This is a genomic window from Kitasatospora atroaurantiaca (genome assembly GCF_007828955.1).
GTDB classification, from domain to species: Bacteria; Actinomycetota; Actinomycetes; order Streptomycetales; family Streptomycetaceae; genus Kitasatospora; species Kitasatospora atroaurantiaca.
Window position 1 is genome coordinate 5,066,281 of the sequence record NZ_VIVR01000001.1, and the last position, 20,337, is coordinate 5,086,617.

At 70.9% G+C, this 20,337-nt stretch carries 20 protein-coding genes and 1 tRNA gene; 16 read left to right on the plus strand and 5 right to left on the minus strand.

Annotation, left to right across the window (positions count from 1 at the left end):
- Nucleotides 1–8 precede the first annotated feature (8 nt).
- Entirely contained in the window at nt 9–218 is a 210-nt protein-coding gene (locus FB465_RS23120) for an acyl carrier protein (RefSeq protein WP_246192789.1), read from the plus strand.
- Between the two features lie 231 nt (nt 219–449).
- On the opposite strand, the gene FB465_RS23125 is transcribed toward FB465_RS23120, so the two are convergent.
- The 4 genes from FB465_RS23125 to FB465_RS23135 all read right to left on the minus strand — a co-directional run bounded on the left by FB465_RS23125 (nt 450) and on the right by FB465_RS23135 (nt 4,264).
- Nucleotides 450–1,799: an MFS transporter gene (locus tag FB465_RS23125; RefSeq protein ID WP_145793415.1), complete on the minus strand. Its 1,350-nt coding sequence runs from the start codon at nt 1,797–1,799 to the stop codon at nt 450–452.
- 88 nt (nt 1,800–1,887) lie between these two features.
- Nucleotides 1,888–2,979, minus strand: coding sequence for a fatty acid desaturase family protein (locus FB465_RS23130; protein ID WP_145793417.1), 1,092 nt, complete (start codon nt 2,977–2,979; stop codon nt 1,888–1,890).
- Nucleotides 2,980–3,100: 121 nt separating this feature from the next.
- Entirely contained in the window at nt 3,101–3,250 is a 150-nt protein-coding gene (locus tag FB465_RS35945) for a hypothetical protein (RefSeq protein WP_170290670.1), read from the minus strand.
- Nucleotides 3,251–3,265: 15 nt separating this feature from the next.
- Nucleotides 3,266–4,264, minus strand: a complete 999-nt coding sequence (locus FB465_RS23135) for a bifunctional lysylphosphatidylglycerol flippase/synthetase MprF (RefSeq protein ID WP_145793419.1) — start codon at nt 4,262–4,264, stop codon at nt 3,266–3,268.
- Nucleotides 4,265–4,458: 194 nt separating this feature from the next.
- Between FB465_RS23135 and FB465_RS23140 the strand changes: the two genes are divergently transcribed.
- From FB465_RS23140 to serS, 13 genes are all read left to right on the plus strand, one after another.
- A tRNA-Arg gene (locus FB465_RS23140) sits at nt 4,459–4,555 on the plus strand.
- Nucleotides 4,556–4,747: 192 nt separating this feature from the next.
- Nucleotides 4,748–6,373, plus strand: coding sequence for an aldehyde dehydrogenase family protein (locus tag FB465_RS23145; protein ID WP_246192790.1), 1,626 nt, complete (start codon nt 4,748–4,750; stop codon nt 6,371–6,373).
- Nucleotides 6,374–6,416: 43 nt separating this feature from the next.
- Nucleotides 6,417–7,556 carry an acyl-CoA dehydrogenase family protein gene (locus FB465_RS23150; RefSeq protein ID WP_145793426.1) on the plus strand — a complete coding sequence of 380 codons (1,140 nt, stop codon included), beginning with the start codon at nt 6,417–6,419 and terminating at the stop codon, nt 7,554–7,556.
- A gap of 36 nt (nt 7,557–7,592) precedes the next feature.
- The gene (locus FB465_RS23155) at nt 7,593–8,882 is read left to right on the plus strand and encodes an aspartate aminotransferase family protein (protein ID WP_246192791.1); all 1,290 of its coding nucleotides are present in this window, start codon (nt 7,593–7,595) and stop codon (nt 8,880–8,882) included.
- A 1-nt stretch (nt 8,883) separates the two neighbouring features.
- Nucleotides 8,884–9,366 carry a type II toxin-antitoxin system RatA family toxin gene (locus tag FB465_RS23160; RefSeq protein ID WP_145793428.1) on the plus strand — a complete coding sequence of 161 codons (483 nt, stop codon included), beginning with the start codon at nt 8,884–8,886 and terminating at the stop codon, nt 9,364–9,366.
- Between the two features lie 11 nt (nt 9,367–9,377).
- Nucleotides 9,378–9,932, plus strand: coding sequence for a hypothetical protein (locus FB465_RS23165; protein ID WP_145793430.1), 555 nt, complete (start codon nt 9,378–9,380; stop codon nt 9,930–9,932).
- Entirely contained in the window at nt 9,929–10,525 is a 597-nt protein-coding gene (locus tag FB465_RS23170; RefSeq protein WP_246192792.1) for a flavin reductase family protein, read from the plus strand. The genes FB465_RS23165 and FB465_RS23170 overlap by 4 nt, the downstream gene beginning before the upstream one ends.
- Nucleotides 10,522–11,508, plus strand: coding sequence for a ferritin family protein (locus FB465_RS23175; RefSeq protein WP_145793432.1), 987 nt, complete (start codon nt 10,522–10,524; stop codon nt 11,506–11,508). Before FB465_RS23170 ends, FB465_RS23175 begins: the two co-directional genes overlap by 4 nt.
- Entirely contained in the window at nt 11,505–12,515 is a 1,011-nt protein-coding gene (locus tag FB465_RS23180) for a beta-ketoacyl-ACP synthase III (RefSeq protein WP_145793434.1), read from the plus strand. Before FB465_RS23175 ends, FB465_RS23180 begins: the two co-directional genes overlap by 4 nt.
- A 42-nt stretch (nt 12,516–12,557) precedes the next feature.
- Nucleotides 12,558–12,788 carry an acyl carrier protein gene (locus tag FB465_RS23185; protein WP_145793436.1) on the plus strand — a complete coding sequence of 77 codons (231 nt, stop codon included), beginning with the start codon at nt 12,558–12,560 and terminating at the stop codon, nt 12,786–12,788.
- Nucleotides 12,788–14,008, plus strand: coding sequence for a beta-ketoacyl-[acyl-carrier-protein] synthase family protein (locus FB465_RS23190; RefSeq protein ID WP_145793438.1), 1,221 nt, complete (start codon nt 12,788–12,790; stop codon nt 14,006–14,008). Before FB465_RS23185 ends, FB465_RS23190 begins: the two co-directional genes overlap by 1 nt.
- 32 nt (nt 14,009–14,040) lie before the next feature.
- The gene (locus FB465_RS23195; protein WP_145793440.1) at nt 14,041–15,525 is read left to right on the plus strand and encodes an APC family permease; all 1,485 of its coding nucleotides are present in this window, start codon (nt 14,041–14,043) and stop codon (nt 15,523–15,525) included.
- 267 nt (nt 15,526–15,792) lie between these two features.
- Entirely contained in the window at nt 15,793–17,082 is a 1,290-nt protein-coding gene (serS, locus tag FB465_RS23200; RefSeq protein ID WP_145793442.1) for a serine--tRNA ligase, read from the plus strand.
- A gap of 55 nt (nt 17,083–17,137) precedes the next feature.
- On the opposite strand, the gene FB465_RS23205 is transcribed toward serS, so the two are convergent.
- Nucleotides 17,138–17,929 carry an AfsR/SARP family transcriptional regulator gene (locus FB465_RS23205; RefSeq protein WP_145793444.1) on the minus strand — a complete coding sequence of 264 codons (792 nt, stop codon included), beginning with the start codon at nt 17,927–17,929 and terminating at the stop codon, nt 17,138–17,140.
- Nucleotides 17,930–18,135: 206 nt separating this feature from the next.
- Between FB465_RS23205 and FB465_RS23210 the strand changes: the two genes are divergently transcribed.
- A complete protein-coding gene (locus FB465_RS23210; RefSeq protein ID WP_170290671.1) occupies nt 18,136–18,516 on the plus strand; it encodes a nuclear transport factor 2 family protein in 381 nt (126 codons plus the stop codon).
- 306 nt (nt 18,517–18,822) lie between these two features.
- Entirely contained in the window at nt 18,823–20,280 is a 1,458-nt protein-coding gene (locus FB465_RS23215; protein ID WP_211785843.1) for an MFS transporter, read from the plus strand.
- Nucleotides 20,281–20,337 lie beyond the last annotated feature (57 nt).

Sequence of the window (20,337 nt, forward strand, 5' to 3'; positions counted from 1 at the left end):
GGCTGAGTGTGCACGTCTCCCGTCCGGTGCAGGAGCTGGACGCGACTGTGCCGTTCACCGAGTACGGGCTGGACTCCGTCGCGGCCCTTCACCTCTACGGCGACATCGAGGACGCCTTCGGCTTCTCGCTGGACCCGACGCTGGCCTGGGAGTACCCCACGGTGGCGGAGCTGGCGGGTTTCCTCGCCACCGAGTCGGCCGGGTCGCTGACCCACTGACGCCGGAAGCCAGAAGGCCCGCGGCAGGATCTCAAGGATCCGTCCGCGGGCCTTCTGCTGTGCAGCGAGGGGCTCCGCCGGCAGTGCACCGATCAGGATTGGGCATCCCAGGGGCGCGTGGGGGTACCTCCCGGCCGAACGCTGGGCGAGAACTGCGCGCAGCGGAAGGCAACGGTCTGCGGTCTCCCGCCTCGCGCAGTTCCTCGCGCCCCTGGGTGGTGCAACCGGCTGTCAGTTGACCGAGGTGCCGGTGGTGCGGTGGCCGAGGGTCAGGACGTTGACGGCCAGGACGGCCATCGCGGCTGCGATCAGCAGGAAGAGCGACCCCGCGCCGTACGACTGCAGCACCGGGATCAGCACGAACGGCAGGGCCGCGGCGCTGAGCTTGGACAGCGAGTACGCCGCCCCCGAGGCGGCCGCCCGGATCGCGGTCGGGTACTGCTCGGAGAGGTAGACGTGCGAGACGGTGGAGAAGATGTTGCTGGCCAGCGTGTAGCCGAAGCCCAGGACCACCACCAGCGCCGCCGATCCGGCGTACGCGAAGCCCAGGCCGGCCAGCGCCATCGCGGAGGCCGAGAGCGCGACCAGCACCTTGCGCTCGATCCGGTCCATCACCGGCACCGCGAGGGCCGAGCCGACCGGGTAGCCCAGGAAGCACAGGGCGCTGAAGCCGAGGCCGGTGACCACGCCGTACCCCTTGGCGGCCAGCAGCTGCGGGGCCATCGTGCCGAAGCCGTAGTAGCCGACGACCGACAGGATGCAGAAGATCCAGAGCATCGTGGTGCGCCGGCGGTAGGGCGCCCGGAAGACCTCGCGCACCTTCGGGCGGGTCAGGACGGCGGTGTCCGGGGTCAGGGCCGCGACCTGGGTGGTGCCCTCCAGCTTGGCCACCAGCTGCTCGGCCTCGGCGTGCCGGCCGACGGCGGCGAGCCAGCGCGGCGACTCGATCAGCTGACGCCGCAGCACCCAGACCACCGCCGAGCCCAGCGAGCCCAGCACGAAGAGCCAGCGCCAGCCGGACACGCCCAGCGGCGTCAGCGGCACCAGCCACAGTGCGGCGAAGCCCACCGCGGGGACGCCGCAGAAGGCGATGGTGTACGCCCAGGCGATGTACCGGCCGCGCTTGGACTTGGGGAGCACGTCCGCCAGGTAGCAGTCGGAGAGGGCCTGTTCGGCGCCGATGCCGATGCCGGCCAGGAAGCGGGTGGCGATCAGCCAGGCCGCGTTCGGCGAGAAGGCCCCCGCGAGGGAGAAGCCGGAGTAGAGGGCGAGGTTGAGCAGGAAGGCCCGTCGGCGGCCGAAGCGGTCGGCGAACCGGCCCAGCAGCAGTGATCCCAGGAACTGCCCGAGGAAGGCCGAGGCCAGGATCAGCTTGAGGCTGGTGCCGGTGAGGGCGAAGTCGTGCTGGAGGACCTTGGAGATGGTGCCGGAGAGGTTGTTCTCGAAGGTGTCGAAGAACAGGCCCACGCCGACGACGGCCGTGAGCCTGCGGTGCATCGGGGTGATCGGCATCCGGTCGAGCCGGTCCCCGACCGAACCCCGGGCCGGCGGTCTGGTCAGTACTGCGGTGTCGGTGGACATGTCGCTCCTTGAGGCGGCGGATGAAGCGGGGCGGCCGGTGGTACCCGACGTGCGGGGTACCACCGGCCGCCCCGGGCGGTCGGATCGATCAGGCGGCTTCGCCGGCGCGGACGGGCGCGCTGACGTCGTGCAGGAAGGTGGCGACCTCCTTGTACGAGGCCCAGAACCCCATCTCGACGTACGGGACACCGCGCTCGGCGCAGTACTCGCGGGTCAGCTCCCGCGCGCGGGGCAGGCTCTTCTGCGGCATCGCCGGGAAGAGGTGGTGCTCGACCTGGTAGTTCAGGCCGCCGTACAGGAAGTCCATCAGCCAGGAGGGCCGGATGTTCCGGGAGGTGAGGACCTGGCGCTCCAGCCAGTCCAGGGTCTCCTCCTCGCCGTCACGGATCGCCATGCCCTTGTGGTTGGGCGCGAAGATCAGGCCGAAGTAGATGCCCAGGGCGGCCGTCTGGACCAGGATGAACGCGACGGCGAGCAGCGGGGACAGCACGGTGAAGACCGCCGCCAGGTAGATCGCGGCGCGGGCAACCAGGATCGCGGACTCCAGCACCGGGTGCTTGGTCTCGCCCTTGGCGATGGCCTTGACCGCGGTCTTCTGCTGCTTGGCGTTCTCCAGGACGAGCAGGACGAAGAAGAGCACCGACTGGTAGCGGACCACGAACTTCTGGGTGCGGGTACGGCTGGCGTACTGCTTGAGGTCGAAGATCGCGGTGCGGCGCCCGATGTCCGGGTCCATGTCGAGGTGGTTCGGGTGGCTGTGGTGCCGGTTGTGGTGGTTGACCCACCAGCCGTAGCTCACCCCGTTGACGAGGTTGGCGTGGAAGTAACCGACCGCGTTGGCCAGGTTCTTGCTGCGGAACATCGCCTTGTGGCCGGCGTCGTGCCACATGAAGGCGCTCTGGCCGCCGCACAGACCCATCCACACGGCGACGATCAGCGTGAACCAGGAGTCGCCGATCGCGAAGAACGCGACCAGACCGGCCAGGATCAGCGAGGTGTTGAGGGCCAGCCTGCCGACGTAGTAGCGCGGGTCCAGGTCCAGCAGGCCCTCGGCCTTCACCCGCTGCAGCAGCTCGGCGAAGGTCGCGGACGCTCCTGTGCCGGGCTCGGCGGACTTGCGTGGCGCGTCGACCGACGCGAGTTTGGCGGTGCGGGTGGTGCCGGTGTTCAGAGACTGCATACCGTGAACTCCTTGGGCGTGAATGCGCTGCGGAAGCACGGTCAAGCGTCGGTCAGTGCACTGATACGGCACTGATGCTCGGCTGACGGTGCTTCCGGGCGGGTCGGCGCAGGCGACGGGCTCAGGCCGCGGCGAGTCTGGCGTCCAGGGTGCGGACGATCTCGTCGGCGCGGTCGGCGATCTCGGTGTCGTCGGGTGCGCCGACGATCGCCATGAAGGACTCGACCAGGGATCCCTGGAGCTCCTCGACGGTGGGCTGCTGCTCGGTCATGACTGTGACTCCTCGTCAGAAGGCGTTGCAGGCACGGAAGATGTGGGCGAAGGAGGCCAGTGAGGCCTGCCCGTGGAAGGCGACGTACTCGGGGAGCAGCAGGTCCGGCGCCCACTTCTCCTTGTAGGCGAGCTGGGTCTGCGCCGGGTAGACGGCCTCGCCGTGCTCCCACAGGAAGTGCATGAGCCACTGGAAGGACGCGCTGTGGCCGGGCAGTTCGCGCTCGGCGTCCAGGCCGGTGAACGGCGTGAAGCCGAAGTGCAGCCACTCCACGCCCTCGCTGCGGAAGACCTCGATGGCGGTGGAGTTGATCGCCTCCATCAGGCCCGGCGAGCCGCCCGGCACCCGGCGGCTGAGGTCGTGCATCCAGCCGGCCCGGCTGCCGTACACCGGGGAGTACGAGATGTACGCGACCGGGGCGCCGTCGATCGTGCCGACGAACAGCCGGCGGTGCTCCTGGGCCGGGCCGCCGTACTGCCCGACCAGGAAGTCCAGCTGGCGGGCGTGCTCGCCCTTGGAGGGCAGCCACTGCGAGTCGATCTCGTGCAGCGCGCCGTACCACTGCTCGGCGTCGACCTCCTGGACCTGCAGGCCGTTGCGGAACGCCCGGGAGATCTTGTTGCGCAGCTGCATGAAGCGGCTGCCGCGCAGCGAGAACTCGGGCAGGTTCACCGCCCAGGAGGCGCCGATCTGGTTCACCGTGAAGCCGTGGCGCGCGTACGCCAGCGCGTCGCTGTGCTGCAGCTGGACGGTCACCAGCTTCAGCCGCCGCTCCTGCGCGTGCTCGACGAAGCGGTCCACCAGGGTGTCGTACGAGTCCGCCGCGGCGAACGGTCCGCCGAACTGGACCAGGTACTGGCCGGCCTGGCGGTAGACCACCACGCCCTCGGTGTCGGGGGTGGTGAAGATGCTGTTGCCGCTGTTGAGTGCCAGGAAGGAACTCGGGTTGTCGGCCTGGGTGTGGGTGCGGATGGCATCCAGGACCGGATTCACCGCAGTCGTTGCCGTAGTCACGTCGTCTCCTCGCCTTCTCCTGCTGAATTGCCGGTGGGATTGAGGAAAGTAGAGCATTCATAAAACGGCGTCGGAAGGGGTTGCCGGAACTCCTTGGGAGGCGTCAGCGGCGCGTCAGTCCGATGTCAGAACGGACTGTCAGAGTCGTCAACGTGAACGGCACGGGAAAACCGGCCGGGAAAGCAAGGAAGCATGGAGAGGTGCCCGGAGCGGTTTATCGGGGACCGGGGCTTCGGCCCTGGTCGGGTGGTCAGCCCGCCTTCGCAGGTTCGAATCCTGCCCTCTCCGCCACAACGTTCCGCCAGGCGGTCACGGGATCCGTGGCCGCTTTTCGCTGTCCGCAGGCCGGCCCGCCGTGAAATGTCAGCGGAAGGTCAGGGCCGGGTCAGAAGCCGCTGCCAGCATCAAGGTGCTTCGGACCGAAAACCCGCGTGCCCGAATCGGAGAGGCCAGATGATACTTGCTGGAGGAAAGGCGGAGGGTTTGTCCTCCGCGAACCCCGGGGAAACCGGGCGCGAGAAAGCGCTGCGCAGCTACAAGCTGTACATCGCCGGAAAGGACGTGGAGGGCGACGGCTGGGTCTACACCGTCAGCGCCCGGTCACTGCTGGAGGACGTCTTCACCAGCGTCAGCCTCAAGCGCGCCCTGGAGCAGGACCCCGAGTCCGAGGCCAAGCACCACCCGTACGTGGTGGGCCGCTGCGCCATCGCCGGCGACAACGGGATCGACCTCGCCTCCGAGGCGGCCGCCGCCGCGGCCCCCGAGTGGGCGGCCGTTCCGCTGGAGCGGCGGATGCGTCTGGGCACCCTCTTTCGTGAGGAGCTGATCCGCCGCCAGGACGAGTTCCTGGAGATGCTGGTGGCCGAGGCGCACCCGGTCAAGCTGGCCCGCTGGGAGCTCAGCTGCCTGCTCCAGGTCTACAGCGAGGAGAGCCTGCGCTGGTACCGGGAGCGTATGCACACCGAGTTCGAGCACAACGGCCGCCGCCTGATCGTGCGCCGCCAGCCGGACGGAGTGGTGGCCTTCAACCCGCCGCAGAACGCCCCGGCCCCCAGCGCCGCCCTCGCCGTGCTCGCCCTGATGGCCGGGAACTCCGTCGTGGTCCGCGCCCCCCGCAGCATCGCGCTCAGCACCATGTACGTGATCCGGGACGTGGTGGCCCCGCTGCTGGAGGAGGTCGGCGCCCCGCCCGGCGTCCTCAACGCGGTGTGCGGCAACCCCAAGCAGACCCTGGACCGCTGGGTGGAGAGCCCGCTGATCCAGGACATCTTCTACATCGGCGGCAGCCAGGAGGGCCTGCGCTTCCAGGAGCAGTGCGTCGCCAACGGCAAGAAGCCCATCCTCGAACTGGCCGGCAACGACGGCATCATCGTCTGGGAGGGTGCCAACATCAAGCACGCCGCCGAGGCGATCACCGAGTCCTTCTACGGCTCCGGCCAGATCTGCATGGTGCCCAACTACGTGCTGGTGCACCCGAACGTGGCCGAGGAGCTGATCGCCGAGGTCAAGGAGCAGGTCAAGACCGTCCGCCCCGGGTACCCGGAGGACGAGGACGTGCTGCTCTCGCCGGTGCGCCGCAGCGAGAAGTTCTTCACCCTGCTGAACCAGGCCCTGGAGAACGGCGCCGAGCTGATCACCGGTGGCCAGCGCACCGAGCTGGACGGCACGCCGTCCGAGACCGGTGTCTTCCTGCAGCCGACCGTGGTCCGGGTCGACGGCCTGGCCGGGGCGCGCAAGTACGACGTCGTCCGGCACGAGACCTTCTTCCCGCTGCTGCCGATCGTCGTCCCCGAGGCCGCCCCGAACGACGAACTGCTGGCGAACTTCATCGACTTCGTCAACAGCAACGAGTACGGCCTGCGGAACTCCCTGTGGGCCCGGTCCGCCCGGGTCATCAACGCCTTCGTGCAGCGCGTCACCAACGGTGGCCTGCTGAAGATCAACGACTCCCACATCGGCTTCCTGCCGTACCTCCCCAGCCACGGCGGCACCGGCCTGACCGGCGGCGTCTACGGCGAGGCCAACTACCCGATGCTCAAGACCTCGCACATCCAGGGCGTGAGCATCGCCCACGACATCAGCCCGCGCGAGGCGGTCTTCGGCTCCTGACCGGGAGGCCGCCGACCCGCGCCGCACCACCGGAGGTGTTCCCGTGCGCTCACTCGACACTGCTCGCGACACGTGCGAGCGGTTCCACCCGGGGCTTGTGAAGGCCCTGGCAGACATCCCGTACGCCGAACGCGAGGCGCCGGACAGCCCCGTGATCGACCTGTTCCGCAAGCACGACGGGGTCGGCCTGCTGGTGCCCGTCGGGTACGGCGGCCTGGGGGCCGACCCGCTGGAGGCGGTGCGGGTCCAGCGGGCGCTGGGCTCGCTGTCGCCCTCGCTGGCGGCCGCGGTGACCATGCACCACTTCACCGCCGCGATGCTGTACTCGCTCGCGGCCCAGTCCGGCCGGCTCGGCGAGGCGCAGCTGCAGCTGCTGCACAGCGTCGTCCCGGAGCAGCGGCTGATGGCCTCCGGCTGGGCCGAGGGCCGTACCCAGCAGAACATCCTCACCCCCTCGGTCACCGCCACCCCGGTGGAGGGCGGCTACCGGCTGGCCGGCTCCAAGAAGCCGTGCAGCCTGGCCGGTTCGATGGACCTGCTGACCGCGAGCATCGCGGTGCCCGGCGCCTCCGGCGACCCGGAGCTCGCCCTCGCACTGGTCGCCGCGGACTCCCCGGGGCTGTCGGTGCACCCCTTCTGGGGCAACGACGTGCTGGCCGCGGCGGAGAGCGACGAGGTCCGGCTGGAGGACGTGTTCGTCCCCGAGGAGCTGGTCGTCCGCACCTCCGCCGAGGACCCGCACCGCCTGGACGACCTGCAGACCGCCGGCTTCGTCTGGTTCGAGCTGCTGATCTCGGCCGGCTACACCGGCGCCGCCGCCGCGCTCACCGAGCAGGTGCTGGAGCGCGGCCGGGGTACCGCCGGGGAGCGCGCCGCGGTCGCGGTGCTCAGCGAGTCCGCGTACGCCCTGCTGGAGGGCGCCGCCCGCGCCGTCCGGGACGGGCTGGACGGCGAGGAGGCGGTGGCCCAGGTGCTGCTCGCCCGCTTCGCCGCCCAGGACGCCATGAACCGGGCCGCCGACCTCGCCCTCGAACTGCTGGGCGGGCTCGACTTCATCCGGTCCTCCGACCACGCCCGACTGGCCACCGCCGTACGGCCGCTGGCCTTCCACCCGCCGTCCCGGAGCAGCAGTGCGGAGCCCCTGGCCCGCTACTTCAACGGCGCCCCACTAGAGCTGTCCTGACCGGGCCGGCCGACCACCGAAGGAGGAGCAGACCCCGTGACCACGACGATCGCACCGGCAGCTGGTGTCGACACCGAGGAGGAGATCCTCGGCCTGTACCGGGCCCACCTCAGCAAGGGCAGGGCCACCCTCGCCGAGCTGTTCGGCAGCCACATGGAGGTGGAGTCCTCCGGCGCCTGGCTGACCACGAGCGACGGGGAGCGCTTCCTCAACTGTGGTGGGTACGGCGTGTTCATCATGGGCGCCCGGCACCCGATCGTGATCGAGGCCGTCGAGCGCCAGCTGCACACCCACCCGGTGGCCACCCGCATCCTGCTGGAGCCCACCGTCGCCCGCGCCGCGGAGGCCCTCACCGCGATCACGCCGCCCGGCCTCGACCGGGTGCACTTCGCGCTCTCCGGCGCCGAGGCGGTCGAGACCGGCCTCAAGCTGGCCCGCGCCAACGGCCGCAAGCGCACCGTCTCGATGCGCGGCGGCTACCACGGCAAGACCCTGGGCGCCCTGTCGGCGACCGCCAAGGAGGTCTACCAGGCCCCCTTCCGGCCGCTCATCCCGGACTTCCTGCACCTGCCGTTCGGCGACGCGGACGCCCTGGAGCAGGAGCTCGCCGCCCACCCGGGCGAGGTCTGCGTCATCATCGAGCCGGTCCAGGGCGAGGGCGGCGTGATCCTTCCGCCCCCGGGCTACCTCAAGCGGGTCGAGGAGCTGGTCCGCGAGTACGACGGCTTCCTGATCCTGGACGAGGTGCAGACCGGCATGGGCCGGCTCGGCGAGTGGTGGGGCGCCGACGCCGAGGGCGTCACCCCCGACGTCCTGCTGGCCGGCAAGGCGCTGGGCGGCGGCGTGGTCCCGGTCTCGGCGGCCATCGCCACCCGGAAGGCCTTCCGTCCCTTCGACAAGGACCCGTACATCCACACCGCCACCTTCTCCGGCCAGCCGCTGCTGATGGCGGCCGTCCAGGGCGCGGTCCGCGCGATCCAGGAGGAGCGCCTGGTCACCCGGGCGATGGACCTCGGCGCCCGGCTGCTGCCGGCGATCGCCGAGATCGCGTACCGCAACATCCCCGAGCTGGTGGTCGACGTCCGCGGCCGGGGTCTGCTCATCGGTCTGGAGCTGGTCGAGGCGGGTCTCGCCGGCGAGCTCCTGATCGAGCTGTTCAACCACGGGGTCGTCGCCAACCACTCGATGAACGGCAGTTCGGTGGTGCGGTTCACCCCGCCCGCCATCCTCACCGACCGCGATGTGGACTTCCTCCTCGACTCCTTCGACAAGGCGACCCTGGATCTGGTCCGGGGCTCGGCCACGATGCCGGAAGGCGGTAACTGACGTGCGGCACGTAGAACTCGACGCCGTGGTGCGCAATGAGCGGGCCGAGGACGTCTTCGACAACGTCCTGAAGTGGGAGCGGTACCCGGAGCTGGCCCCGCACGTGCGGGCCACCACGGTGCACTCCACCCTGCCGGAGCCGGTGGGCAGTTCCAGTTGGGAGCTGCACTTCCGCAGCGGCCTGCTGCGCTGGACCGAGGACGACCACTTCCTCAGGAACGACCTGGAGGTCCGCTTCGAGCAGACCGACGGCGACTTCGACAGCTTCGAGGGCAAGTGGGTGTTCCGCCAGGACGGCGACGACGTGGCCGTCCACTTCGAGGCGGACTTCGACTTCGGCATCCCCAGCCTCGAGGGCATCCTCGACCCGATCGCCGAGCGGGTCATCAAGGAGACCGTCGCCTGGGCCGTCACCGGCCTGTTCGCGAGCGTCTCGATCACCGGTGACGTCGATCTCGGCACCCCCGCCGCTGCGACTGCCTAGGAGCTGAAACCGTGGACCAGGCCAACCCCTTCGAGAGCCCCAGAACCTACTCCCTGCACCGGGCGGAGTACCTCGTCGCCCTCGCGGTGACCACGGGCTTCATCATCGCCCACCTCGGCGACATCCGGTGGCTGCCGGCCATCGGGCTGTTCCTCTACATCGACCTGATCGGCTACATCCCCGGCGCCATCGCCTTCAAGAAGAGCGGCGGCCGGCCGATCTCGAAGGTGTACTACGTCCTCTACAACACCATGCACAGCCTGATCACCCAGGGCGCGGTCGCCGCGCTGTGGTGCTGGCTGGTGAAGCCCGAGTGGGCGCTGCTGGTCCTGCCGTTCCACCTCTTCGGCGACCGCGGCATCTTCGGCAACTTCATGAAGTCCTTCGCGCTCCCCTTCGAGCCCGTACGGCAGCAGGGCTACCTGCGGCTGCTGGACGACCTCGGCCTGGACCACCCCAAGCCGGTGGGCCACGCGATCGAGCCGACCCCGGTCGGCCACATCCGGATCGTCAAGCCGCTCGCCGAGCGCACGCCCGAGCGGGCCACTGCCGAGGCGGTGCGGTGAGCGTCGCAGCCGAGCCGCGGACCGCGCAGTCGCTGCGGTCCGGCGGCCGGCCGGCCCCGGACCCGGCCCAGCGCCGCCGGGCGCTGCGCCACCTGGCCTCGCCGGTCTCGGTGCTGACGGTCAGCCACTCGGACCGGCTGCACGGGACCACGGTCAGCACGGTCACCACCGTCTCGCTGAGCCCGCTGATCCTCGGCGCCTGCCTCAAGGCCGGCTCGGTCTTCGCCGAACTCGCCGCCGCCGAGGGCCGGTTCTCGGTCAACGTGCTCGGCGGCACCCAGGGCCCGGTGGCCCGCTGGTTCGCCGACAGCTCCCGCCCGGACGGCGCCGAGCAGTTCGCCGGGCTGCCGTGGCACGCCGACCCGTACGGCCGCGCTCCGCTGCTGGAGGGGGCGCTGGCCCACTACACCTGCCGGCTCGTCGGCTCGACGGTGGTCGGCGACCACGAGGTCCTGCTGGGCCGGGTGGTCCACGCCGTCACCGGCGACGGTGACCCGCTGCTCAGCTTCGCCGGAGGCCTGTTCGCCGGCGCCCTGAACCCCGTCGCACCCAGGAACGACACGCCCACCAAGAAGGAGAACACGGCACCATGAGTGTTTCCGTGGCACGGGAGGCCGACTGGAACGAGGCTCCCGGACTGCTCGACGGTGCGAAGGATCTCACCCTCGGCCCCGAGGAGTGCAACCTCGCGTACTGGATCACCGAGGTGGCGCAGGGCACCCTGCGCGAGCGCGGCGAGACCGGACACCACAAGGACGCCCTGGTACCGGACTTCCTGCGCAAGCCGGGCCCGCTGCGCGACGCCCTGGTGCTGGAGTTCGGGTACCGCGGCCTGTCGGAGGAGATCGCCACCCGGCTCCTCGCCCACTACGTGGCCGCCGCCCCCGGGATCCCCGAGCTGGAGTTCTACGCCACCCAGCTGATCGACGAGGCCCGCCACGCCCGGGTCTTCCGCAACCACCTGGTCGAGCTGGGCCTGCCCGCCGAGACCCTGCTCCGCGACATCGACGAGATGGCCGCCGACTACCGCCGCCGGGTGCTGCAGCCGGTGGAGGACTTCACCCTGGAGATCATCCGCGACCAGGGCGACTTCGCCGGGGGAGTGGCGGTCTTCGCCATCGTCATCGAGGGCGTGCTCGCCCCGGCCGCCGAGCTCAGCGAGCGCAAGTGGACCCCGCTGTCCCCGGCGACCGGCGAGATCTCGCGCGGCACCGGCATCGACGAGATCCGCCACCTCACCGTGGCCGCCACCATCCTGCGCGACCACCTGGTGAAGCACCCGGAGTACCGGCCGCGGCTGGCCGAGATCCTGGCCGCCGGGCGCAAGCTCTGGGACGAGGTGCCGGACCGGGAGTTCGTCATCCACCGCGAGGAGCTGTTCCAGGAGGGCATGCACCAGCACGCCGACCTGATCGGCGACTACGAGATCTGGCCCGGCGTACGGATGCTGGACACCACCCCGGACCAGCGCTACGACATGGCCGAGCGCTGGACCGACGAGATGGCCGAGAGCCGGATGGCCTACATGGGCATCCCGCTCGAACTCCTCACCGGTGTCTCCGGGGACGGGTCATGACCGCGGCGGCCGGCCGGGCCGCGGTGATCGCCGGGATCGGCTCCTACCTGCCGCCGCAGCTGGTGACCAACGAGGACCTGACGGCCCGACTGGACACCTCGGACGAGTGGATCCGCACCCGTACCGGCATCTCCACCCGCCACGTCGTGTCGCCCGGCATGGCCACCTCCGACCTGGCGGTGGAGGCCGGGCGGCGGGCGCTGAAGTCCGCCGACGAGTCCCAGGTGGACGCGGTCGTGCTGGCCACCACCACCCCCGACCGCCCCTGCCCGGCCACCGCCCCCGACGTGGCGGCCAGGCTCGGGCTGGGCGGTGTCGCGGCCTTCGACGTCTCGGCCGTGTGCAGCGGATTCCTCTACGCCCTGGCCACCGGTGCGGGGCTGATCGCCGCCGGCACCGCGGACCGGGTGCTCCTGATCGCCGCCGACGCCTTCACCACCATCATCGACCCGCAGGACCGCAGCACCGCCGTCATCTTCGCGGACGGCGCCGGCGCGGTGGTCCTGCGGGCCGGGAACGCGGACGAACCCGGCGCGCTGGGCCCGGTGGTGCTGGGCAGCGACGGCGAGCTCAGCGACCTGATCGAGGTGCCGGCCGGCGGCTCCCGCCAGCGGTCCTCGGGCCGCGAACCCGAGCCCGGCGACGAGTACTTCAAGATGCGCGGCCGGGACATCTACCGCCACGCGGTGGAACGGATGACCAGCGCCTCCCAGCAGGCCGTCGCCGCGGCCGGCTGGACCCTGGAGGACGTCGACCGCTTCGCCGCCCACCAGGCCAACGCCCGCATCCTCGCGGCCGTCGCCGAGCGGCTCGGCATCCCGGCCGAGCGGCAGCTCTCCAACATCGAGCGGGTCGGCAACACCGGCGTCGCCTCGATCCCGGTGCTGCTCTCCGAGTCGGCGGCCGACGGCAGCCTGGCCGCCGGTCAGCGGGTGCTGCTCACCGCCTTCGGCGGCGGCCTCGCCTGGGGCGCCGCGACCGTCGTGTGGCCCCAACTCCGGACCTGAGGAACAGAGCACCTCGACCCTTCCGCATCGAAAGGAACCACCATGTTCGACACCCTGAAGGAAATCCTGGTCAGCAAGCTCAAGGTGACCCCGGAGCAGGTCACGCCGGAGTCCACCAAGGACGACATCGAGCTCGACTCGCTGGCCGTCGTCGAGCTGTCACTGGTGCTGGAGAACGAGCTCGGCATCACCATCAGCGACGACGAACTGCTGGAGGCCGAGACCATCGGCGAGATGGCCGAGCTGATCGAGAGCCGGAGCCTGAAGGTCTGATGGACCGTCACGACATCGCCGTCACCGGGCTCGGCCTGGTCACCCCGGGAGGCATCGGGGTCGGGCCGAGCTGGGCGGCGGTCTGCGAAGGGCGGCCCACCGCCGCCCACGACCCCGTTCTCGAGCACAACCCGGTGAAGATCTCCTGCCGGGTGCCGGACTTCGACCCCGGCGCGCTGCTGGGCGGCCGCCGGGCCCACCGCCTGGACCGCTTCACGCAGTTCGCCCTGGTCGCCGCCCGGGAGGCGATCGCCGACGCCGGGCTCGACCCGCAGACCTGGGACGGCGCCCGGGTGGGCGTCGTGCTGGGCTGCGCGGACGGCGGCCCCGGCACGGTCGAGGAGCAGCACCGGATCCTGGTCGAGCAGAGCCCGGCCAAGGTCTCCCCACTGCTGCTCCCCATGCAGCTGCCCAACATGCTGGCCGGTCAGACGGCCATCGAGTTCGGCGCCACCGGCCCCAACCTGGTGGTCGCCACCGCCTGCGCCTCCGGCGCGACCGCGATCGGCACCGCGCGGGACCTGCTGCTGCTGGACCGCTGCGACATCGTGCTGGCGGGAGGGAGCGAGGCCATGATCACCCCACTGGTCATGGCCGGCTTCGCCCAGATGGGCGCCCTCTCCAAGCGGGAGGACGACCCGGGCTCGGCCTCCCGCCCGTTCGACGCCGACCGTGACGGCTTCGTCGCGGGGGAGGGCAGCGGCGTGCTCGTCCTGGAGCGCACGGCCGACGCGCGGGCGCGCGGCGCCCGCGTCCGCGCCCGGGTGGTCGGGTACGGCTCGAGCGCGGACGCCCACCACATGACCACCCCGCACCCCGAGGGGGTGGGCGTGGAGGCCGCCGTACGGGCCGCACTGGCCGACGCCGGTGCCGCACCGGGCGACGTCCGGCACGTCAACGCACACGGGACCTCGACCCCGCTGAACGACCTGGCCGAGGCCCGGATGCTGCAACGGGTGCTCCCCGGCTCCCCGCTGGTGACCTCCACCAAGGGGTCGACCGGCCACCTGCTGGGCGCGGCTGGCGCGGTGGAGGCGGTGTTCAGCGTCCTCACCATCGAACAGGGCCTCGTCCCGCCCACCGCCAACCTGAAGACCCTCGATCCCCGGCTCGACATCACGGTCGCCACCGCGGCGACCGCGCAGCGAGTCGACCTCGCCCTGAGCAACTCCTTCGGATTCGGCGGCCAGAACGCCGTGTTGGCGATAGCCGCTGCCTGACCGGCAGTCTCCCCTCCCCTTGGAGAATCCTCATGTCATCCAGCAGCACCTCACCCGCCAGACCCGGCGCCGCGGCGCGCCTGGGCACCGGCCACATCGTCTTCCTGATCGTCGCCGCCGCGGCGCCGCTGTCCGCCATGGTCGGTACGGTGCCGCTGGCCTTCGCGATCGGCAACGGCGCGGGCGTCCCCGCCGCCTTCGTCTTCGCCGGCGCGACCCTGCTCTGCTTCTCGGTCGGGTACGCCGTGAGCGCCCGGCGTACCGGAGGCTCCGGCGGCTTCTACGCCTCCATCGCCGACGGCCTCGGCCGCCCGACGGCGGTCTCGGGCGGCTTCCTCGCCGTCCTCGCCTACAACTGCGCGACCGTCGGACTGGTCGGCGCGCTGGGCTACTTCACCAAGCTGGTGCTGGCCGGCCACGGCATCGACGTCCCCTGGGAGCTGTGCGCGGGCGTGGGCGTGGCCGCCGTCGCCGTCCTCGGCTACCGGGAGATCGCGATCAGCGCGCGGGTGCTGGCGGTCCTGATGCTGGGTGAGATCGGCATCCTCTTCGTCCTGGACCTGGCGGTGCTGGCCAGGCACGGCATCCACGCCCTGCCCGCGGCCTCCTTCGCGCCCAAGGAGGTGTTCGGCCAGGGGCTGGGCGTCTCGGTCATGTTCGCCTTCGTCTCCTTCATCGGCTTCGAGTCGGCCGCGCTCTACGGCAAGGAGGCCAAGGACCCCAAGCGCAGCGTGCCGCGTGCCACGTACATCGCCGTCCTGCTCATCGCCGGCTTCTACGCGCTCACCAGCTGGGTCGCGGTCGGCGCGGTCGGCAGCGACAGCGTGCGCAGCACGGCCACCGAGCAGATGGGGAACCTGTTCTTCGGCCTGGGCACCGACTACCTGGGCAGCACGGGAGCCACGCTGCTCGAGGTGATGCTCTGCACCAGCCTCTTCGCCGCGACACTGGCCCTGCACAGCGCGGCCAACCGCTACGCCCAGGTGCTCGCCGACGACGGGCTGCTGCCTGCCGGGCTGGGCGCCGTACACCCCAAGTACGGTGCGCCGCACCGGGCGAGCCTCGTGCAGAGCGTGGTCAACGCGCTCGCCGCGACGGGCTTCGCGGTGGCCGGCCTGGACCCGTACGCCGACATGACGACCAGCATGCTGGGCCTCGGCACGCTGGGCATCGTGGTGCTGCAGGCGCTCGCCGCGCTCTCCGTGCTCGGGCTGCGGCGCCGGGCCCCCGGGCTCGGCTGGTGGCAGGGGACGGTCGCGCCGCTGCTCGGCTTCCTGGGCCTGGCGGCCACGGTCTGGCTGGTGGTCGGGAACTTCGACCTGCTGACCGGTACGCAGTCCGCCGTGGTCGGCCAGCTCCCCTGGGTGCTCCCGGCACTGGCCGTGATCGGCCTGGTCTACGCCGCCTGGCTGAAGTCCGCCAAGCCCGACCGCTACCGCAACCTGGCCCAGACCCACCGCAGCGCCGAGCCCGACCGGACTCCGGCCGTGGAAACCCCGGAACCCGTTCTCGCTTAGGGGCAGCTCCCCAGGGGCGCGGGGGAACTGCGCTGCCGGCCAGGCGCCTCCGTAGAGGACCGGTCCCCGCGGTTCCTCGCAGGTGGGAGCAGCTCCTCAGGGGCGCGGGGAACTGCGCGACAGACCATGCACCTCCGTAGAGGGCTGGTCGCGCGCGCAGTTGATCGAGCAGAGCCCCGCGCCCCCGGGTGCTGCATGGCCGATCGGGTGCCCAAGCGCTGCGGCGGTGAGAGTGCAACTGACTGACGATCCGTGAAGGAGAGCCCTGTGCACGACGTACGTGAGCTGATCGATCAGGGGCCGGAGGCCACCCGCCGGCTCGCCCGCCGCAGGTACCAACTGGACCTGGACGGGCTGTGGGCCGCGCATCGCCGCCGCGCCGCCGGCCTGGACGAGGTGGCCCTGCTGCGCTCCGAGCTCAAGCGGGCGTCCTCGCGTCCGCGGCAGGCCGGTGCCCAGGGGCCCTCGGAGGCGGACCGCGAGGAGTCGCGGCTGCTGCGGGAGAAGGTGCAGACCGCAGAGGCCGAGGTGCGGACCGCCGAGCAGGAGCTCACCGAGCTGCTGCTGCAGATCCCCAACCTGCCGCTCGACTCCGTCCCCGACGGTGACTCGGAGAAGGAGGCGGTCGAGGTGCGCCGGGGCGGGCCGCCGGTCCGCGACGCCGCCGAGTCACGCCACCATGCCGAGGTCGGCGCCGAGTTGGGCATTCTGGACAGCACCCGGGCGGCCAGGCTCTCGGGGGCCCGCTTCAGCGTGGCCGCCGGTCCGGGTGCCCGGCTGGAGCGGGCGCTGGCGGCGTTCTTCCTCGACCTGCACACCACCGAGCACGGGTACACCGAGTACTCCGTCCCGCACCTGGTCACCCGGGAGACCATGACGGCGACGGGGCAGCTGCCCAAGTTCGAGGAGGAGCTGTTCGCCACCTCGGTCGGTGGCCGGGAGCTGTTCCTGATCCCGACCGCCGAGGTGCCGCTCACCAACCTGGTCGCCGGGGAGCTGCTGAACCCGCGCTCGCTGCCGCTGGCGTTCACCGCCCACACCCCCTGCTACCGCGCCGAGGCCGGAGCCTACGGCCGGGACACCCGGGGCATCCTGCGGCTGCACCAGTTCGGAAAGGTGGAGCTGGTCCGGATCTGTGAACCCGAGAAGGCCCAGGACGAGCTGGAGCTGATGGTCCGCCAGGCCTCCGAGTGCCTGGAGCGCCTGGGGCTGTCGTACCGGGTGATGCTGCTGCCGGCCGGCGACATGGGCTTCTCCGCCCGGATGACGTACGACCTCGAGGTCTGGATGCCCGGCAGCGGGGCCTTCCGCGAGGTGTCCTCGGTCTCGGACTGCGGGACCTTCCAGGCCCGCCGCGCGGGTGTCCGGTACCGCAGCGCCGACGGCCGAAAGGTGCCGGTGGCCACCCTGAACGGCTCGGCCCTGCCGATCGGCCGCACCCTGGCGGCTCTGCTGGAGCAGGGCGTCCAGCCCGACGGCTCGGTGCTGCTGCCCGAGGCGCTGGTGCCGTACACGGGCTTCCGCCGGCTGCTGCCCGGTGGCGGTACCGAGCGCTGAGCCAACGCGAAGGGCCCGCCGGATCTCCGGCGGGCCCTTCGCGGTTGACGGATGCTCAGACCGGCTGGAGCTGCGGCGGGGAGGGCAGGTGCAGCGAGGGCTCCTGGTTGAGGATCTCCCGGAAGAGCCGCTTGAGCTGCGGCGACGGCTCCATGCCGAGCTCGTCGATCAGCCTGGTACGGGCCGTGTTGTAGGCCTCGACCGCCTCGGCCTGGCGGCCGGAGAGGTACAGGGCCAGCATCAGCAGCTCGGTGATCCGCTCCCGCCACGGGTGGATGACGCTCAGCCGCCGGAGCTCGCTGATCGTCGATGCCGGCTGGTTGCAGCGGATGCCCAGCTCCAGCTTGTCCTCCAGGGCCGCCAGGTACTCCTCGTCCAGCTGGAGGGCCACGCTGCGGCAGAGCGCACTTGCGGTGACGTCCTGCAGCGGCGCGCCCTGCCAGAGGGACAGCGCCTCGTCCAGCAGCCGGCCTGCCTGCGCCGGGTCGTTCTCCACCGCGAGCCTGGAGCGGGTGAGGCGGTCGCGGAACACGCTCATGTCCAGATCGTCGGGGGCGACGTCGAGGACGTAGCCGGACGCCTGGGTGATCAGCGCCGGTGCCGCCGGCGAGCTGCCGGCGAGCTGCCGCAGGGTGCGCCGCAGCCGGGAGACGTGGGCCTGCAGGGCGTTCTCCACGGTGTCGGGGGGATTGTCGCCCCACAGCTCGGTGTAGAGCTGCTCGGTCGGTACCAGCCGGCCGGCCCTGATCAGCAGGGTGGCCAGCAGGATGCGCTGCCGGGTGCCCGAGATGGCGCTGAATCGGCCGTCCACGACGGCCCCGACGGATCCCAGAACTGTGAACTTCATTGGCTCTCCCGTTCGAGAAGGCCGTCCCATCCGTACCGGGTGGCGGCGGTCCGGAGAGTCACACCGTCACCTGGAGCCCCGCTTGAGCTCAGCCGGACCTCCTCCCCGGCGGCTGTGCGCATTACCTCCGGCGTAATCGACGCGACGCATTTGCGCTGCGAGCCTTGAGCCATCGGAACTTTACCGATGGAGAGAGGAAATTGGCTGTGACCGACTTCGAGAAGCTCGTCGACCGCTATATCGCGGTTTGGAACGAGACGGACGCCGAGAGCCGCAGCGCCCAGATCCGTTCGCTGTGGACGGAGGACGGCGAGCACGTGTTCCCGCAGGCCGCGCTGCGTGGATACGAGGCGATCGAGGCCGTCGTGACCGAGGTGTACGAGCAGTTCGTCACCAAGGGCTTCAAGTTCCGGGTCGGCGCGAACGGCAAGCCCGACGTCAACAACAACTCGGTGCGCTTCACCTGGGAGATGGTGCCGGCGGCCGGTGGTGACGAGGTGTCGATGGGCGGCGTCGACTTCATCATCGTCGACGAGGACGGCCGGATCCGGTACGACTACCAGTTCTTCGACATCCTCCCGGCCTGACCTGACCTGACAGGTCTGTGTCAGGGTCGCGTCAGCGTGGCGTCAGGGCCTGCTGGCACCGTTCGCGTGACGGTGTCGCGGGCCCTGGTGTCAGGCATGAGATTTTCACATCTGATCGATGCGCGGATCACTGGCCGCCCCTGCATGGCGCGTGGGAGTTTCTGATACGTGGGCGGTCGAAGGCTTCATGCCTGTTTCCGCGTCACCGACATGGAGGCACTGAGGCCGGTATCCCGTCGGCCTCCCAATCCCGTCGGGCTCGCATTTCCGCGAAGGCCGGCAACCATGATCGATCAGGAGTTCCACATGACCACTAATGCCAATCCAGAAGTGGCGGCGGCGCAGCCCGCTCCGCCGCAGACACCGCCGGCCGCCGGCCCCGGGGCCATGTGGATTGTCCTCACGGGCGTCTTCATGGCCACGCTCGACTTCTTCATCGTCAATGTCGCCATCCCCTCGGCACAGCAGGACCTCAAGGCCAGCGCCTCGGCGATCCAGTGGATCGTCGCGGGCTTCGGCCTGACGTACGGCGCCGGCCTGATCACCGGCGGGCGGCTGGGTGACATCTTCGGCCGGCGTGCGATGTTCGCGACCGGCCTGGCGCTGTTCACCCTCACCTCGGTGCTCTGCGGCGTCGCTCCCAGCGCCGGCTTCCTGGTCGTGGCTCGCCTCGCCCAGGGTGCGACCGCGGCGCTGATGTCGCCGCAGGTCCTCGCCGTGCTGCGGACCGTCTACCAGGGCGCGGCCCAGCTCCGGGCCTTCAGCATGTACGGCCTGGCGATGGGCCTGGCCGCGGTCTTCGGCCAGCTCATCGGCGGTCTGCTGATGAAGGCCGACCTCTTCGACCTCGGGTGGCGTTCCTGCTTCCTGATCAACCTTCCGATCGGCATCGTCGCGCTGCTGCTGACCTTCAAGTACGTGCCGGAGTCCAAGTCGCCGGTCAAGTCCAAGCTCGACCTGGTCGGCATGGTGCTGGTCACCGGTGCGCTGGTGGCCCTGGTGCTGCCGCTGATCCAGGGCCGTGAGCAGGGCTGGCCGCTGTGGACCGAGGCGTCGCTGGTCGGCTCCGTGGTGCTGTTCCTGGCCTTCGCGCTGTACGAGCGTGCGCTGACGGCCAAGGGCGGTTCCCCGCTGGTCAACCTCTCGATGTTCACCGACCGGGCCTTCACCGCGGGCCTGCTGGCCCAGCTGGTCTTCTGGATGGGCCAGGCCTCGTTCTTCCTGGTCTTCGCGCTGTACATCCAGTTCGGCCGGGGCCTGGACGCTCTGGAGGCCGGTGTGGTCTTCGTGGCGATCGGTGCCGGGTACCTGGTCACCTCGACCACCGCGCACAAGATCGCGGCCAAGCTCGGGCGCCAGGTGCTCGCGCTGGGCGGTCTGCTCTGCTCGGTCGGCCTGGTCCTGGTCGGCGTCGAGGTGCACCAGATCGGTGTCGGCGGCAGCGTCTGGTGGCTGGTCCCCGGCCTGGTGCTCGACGGTGCGGGCATGGGTATGGCGGTCGCGCCCCTGGCGGCCACCGTGCTCACCCGGATCAACCCGCAGTACGCGGGCGCCGCGTCCGGCGTCCTGTCCACCGCACTGCAGATCGGCAACGCCCTGGGCGTGGCGCTGATCGGCCTGATCTTCTACAACGCCCTCGACCTGTCGGCGGGTCCGGCCACCTACGCGCACGCCTTCCAGCTCAGCCTCTTCTACTCGATCGGGATCGGCGTGGTGCTCGCCGCCATCGTCCAGCTGCTGCCGCGAGGCAACACCGGTAAGTGAGAGGGGCGTCGGAGCGGCCGTACGGGTTCTCCGTGCGGCCGTTCCGGCTACCTGGAC

Excerpts from the sequence above, each read along its gene's own strand:
- FB465_RS35945 (WP_170290670.1), bottom strand. The coding sequence starts at position 3,250 with ATGACCGAGCAGCAGCCCACCGTCGAGGAGCTCCAGGGATCCCTGGTC.
- FB465_RS23180 (WP_145793434.1), top strand. The coding sequence starts at position 11,505 with ATGACCGCGGCGGCCGGCCGGGCCGCGGTGATCGCCGGGATCGGCTCC.
- FB465_RS23205 (WP_145793444.1), bottom strand. The coding sequence starts at position 17,929 with ATGAAGTTCACAGTTCTGGGATCCGTCGGGGCCGTCGTGGACGGCCGA.
- FB465_RS23190 (WP_145793438.1), top strand. The coding sequence starts at position 12,788 with ATGGACCGTCACGACATCGCCGTCACCGGGCTCGGCCTGGTCACCCCG.
- FB465_RS23125 (WP_145793415.1), bottom strand. The coding sequence starts at position 1,799 with ATGTCCACCGACACCGCAGTACTGACCAGACCGCCGGCCCGGGGTTCG.
- FB465_RS23185 (WP_145793436.1), top strand. The coding sequence starts at position 12,558 with ATGTTCGACACCCTGAAGGAAATCCTGGTCAGCAAGCTCAAGGTGACC.
- FB465_RS23195 (WP_145793440.1), top strand. The coding sequence starts at position 14,041 with ATGTCATCCAGCAGCACCTCACCCGCCAGACCCGGCGCCGCGGCGCGC.
- FB465_RS23175 (WP_145793432.1), top strand. The coding sequence starts at position 10,522 with ATGAGTGTTTCCGTGGCACGGGAGGCCGACTGGAACGAGGCTCCCGGA.
- FB465_RS23215 (WP_211785843.1), top strand. The coding sequence starts at position 18,823 with ATGACCACTAATGCCAATCCAGAAGTGGCGGCGGCGCAGCCCGCTCCG.
- FB465_RS23130 (WP_145793417.1), bottom strand. The coding sequence starts at position 2,979 with ATGCAGTCTCTGAACACCGGCACCACCCGCACCGCCAAACTCGCGTCG.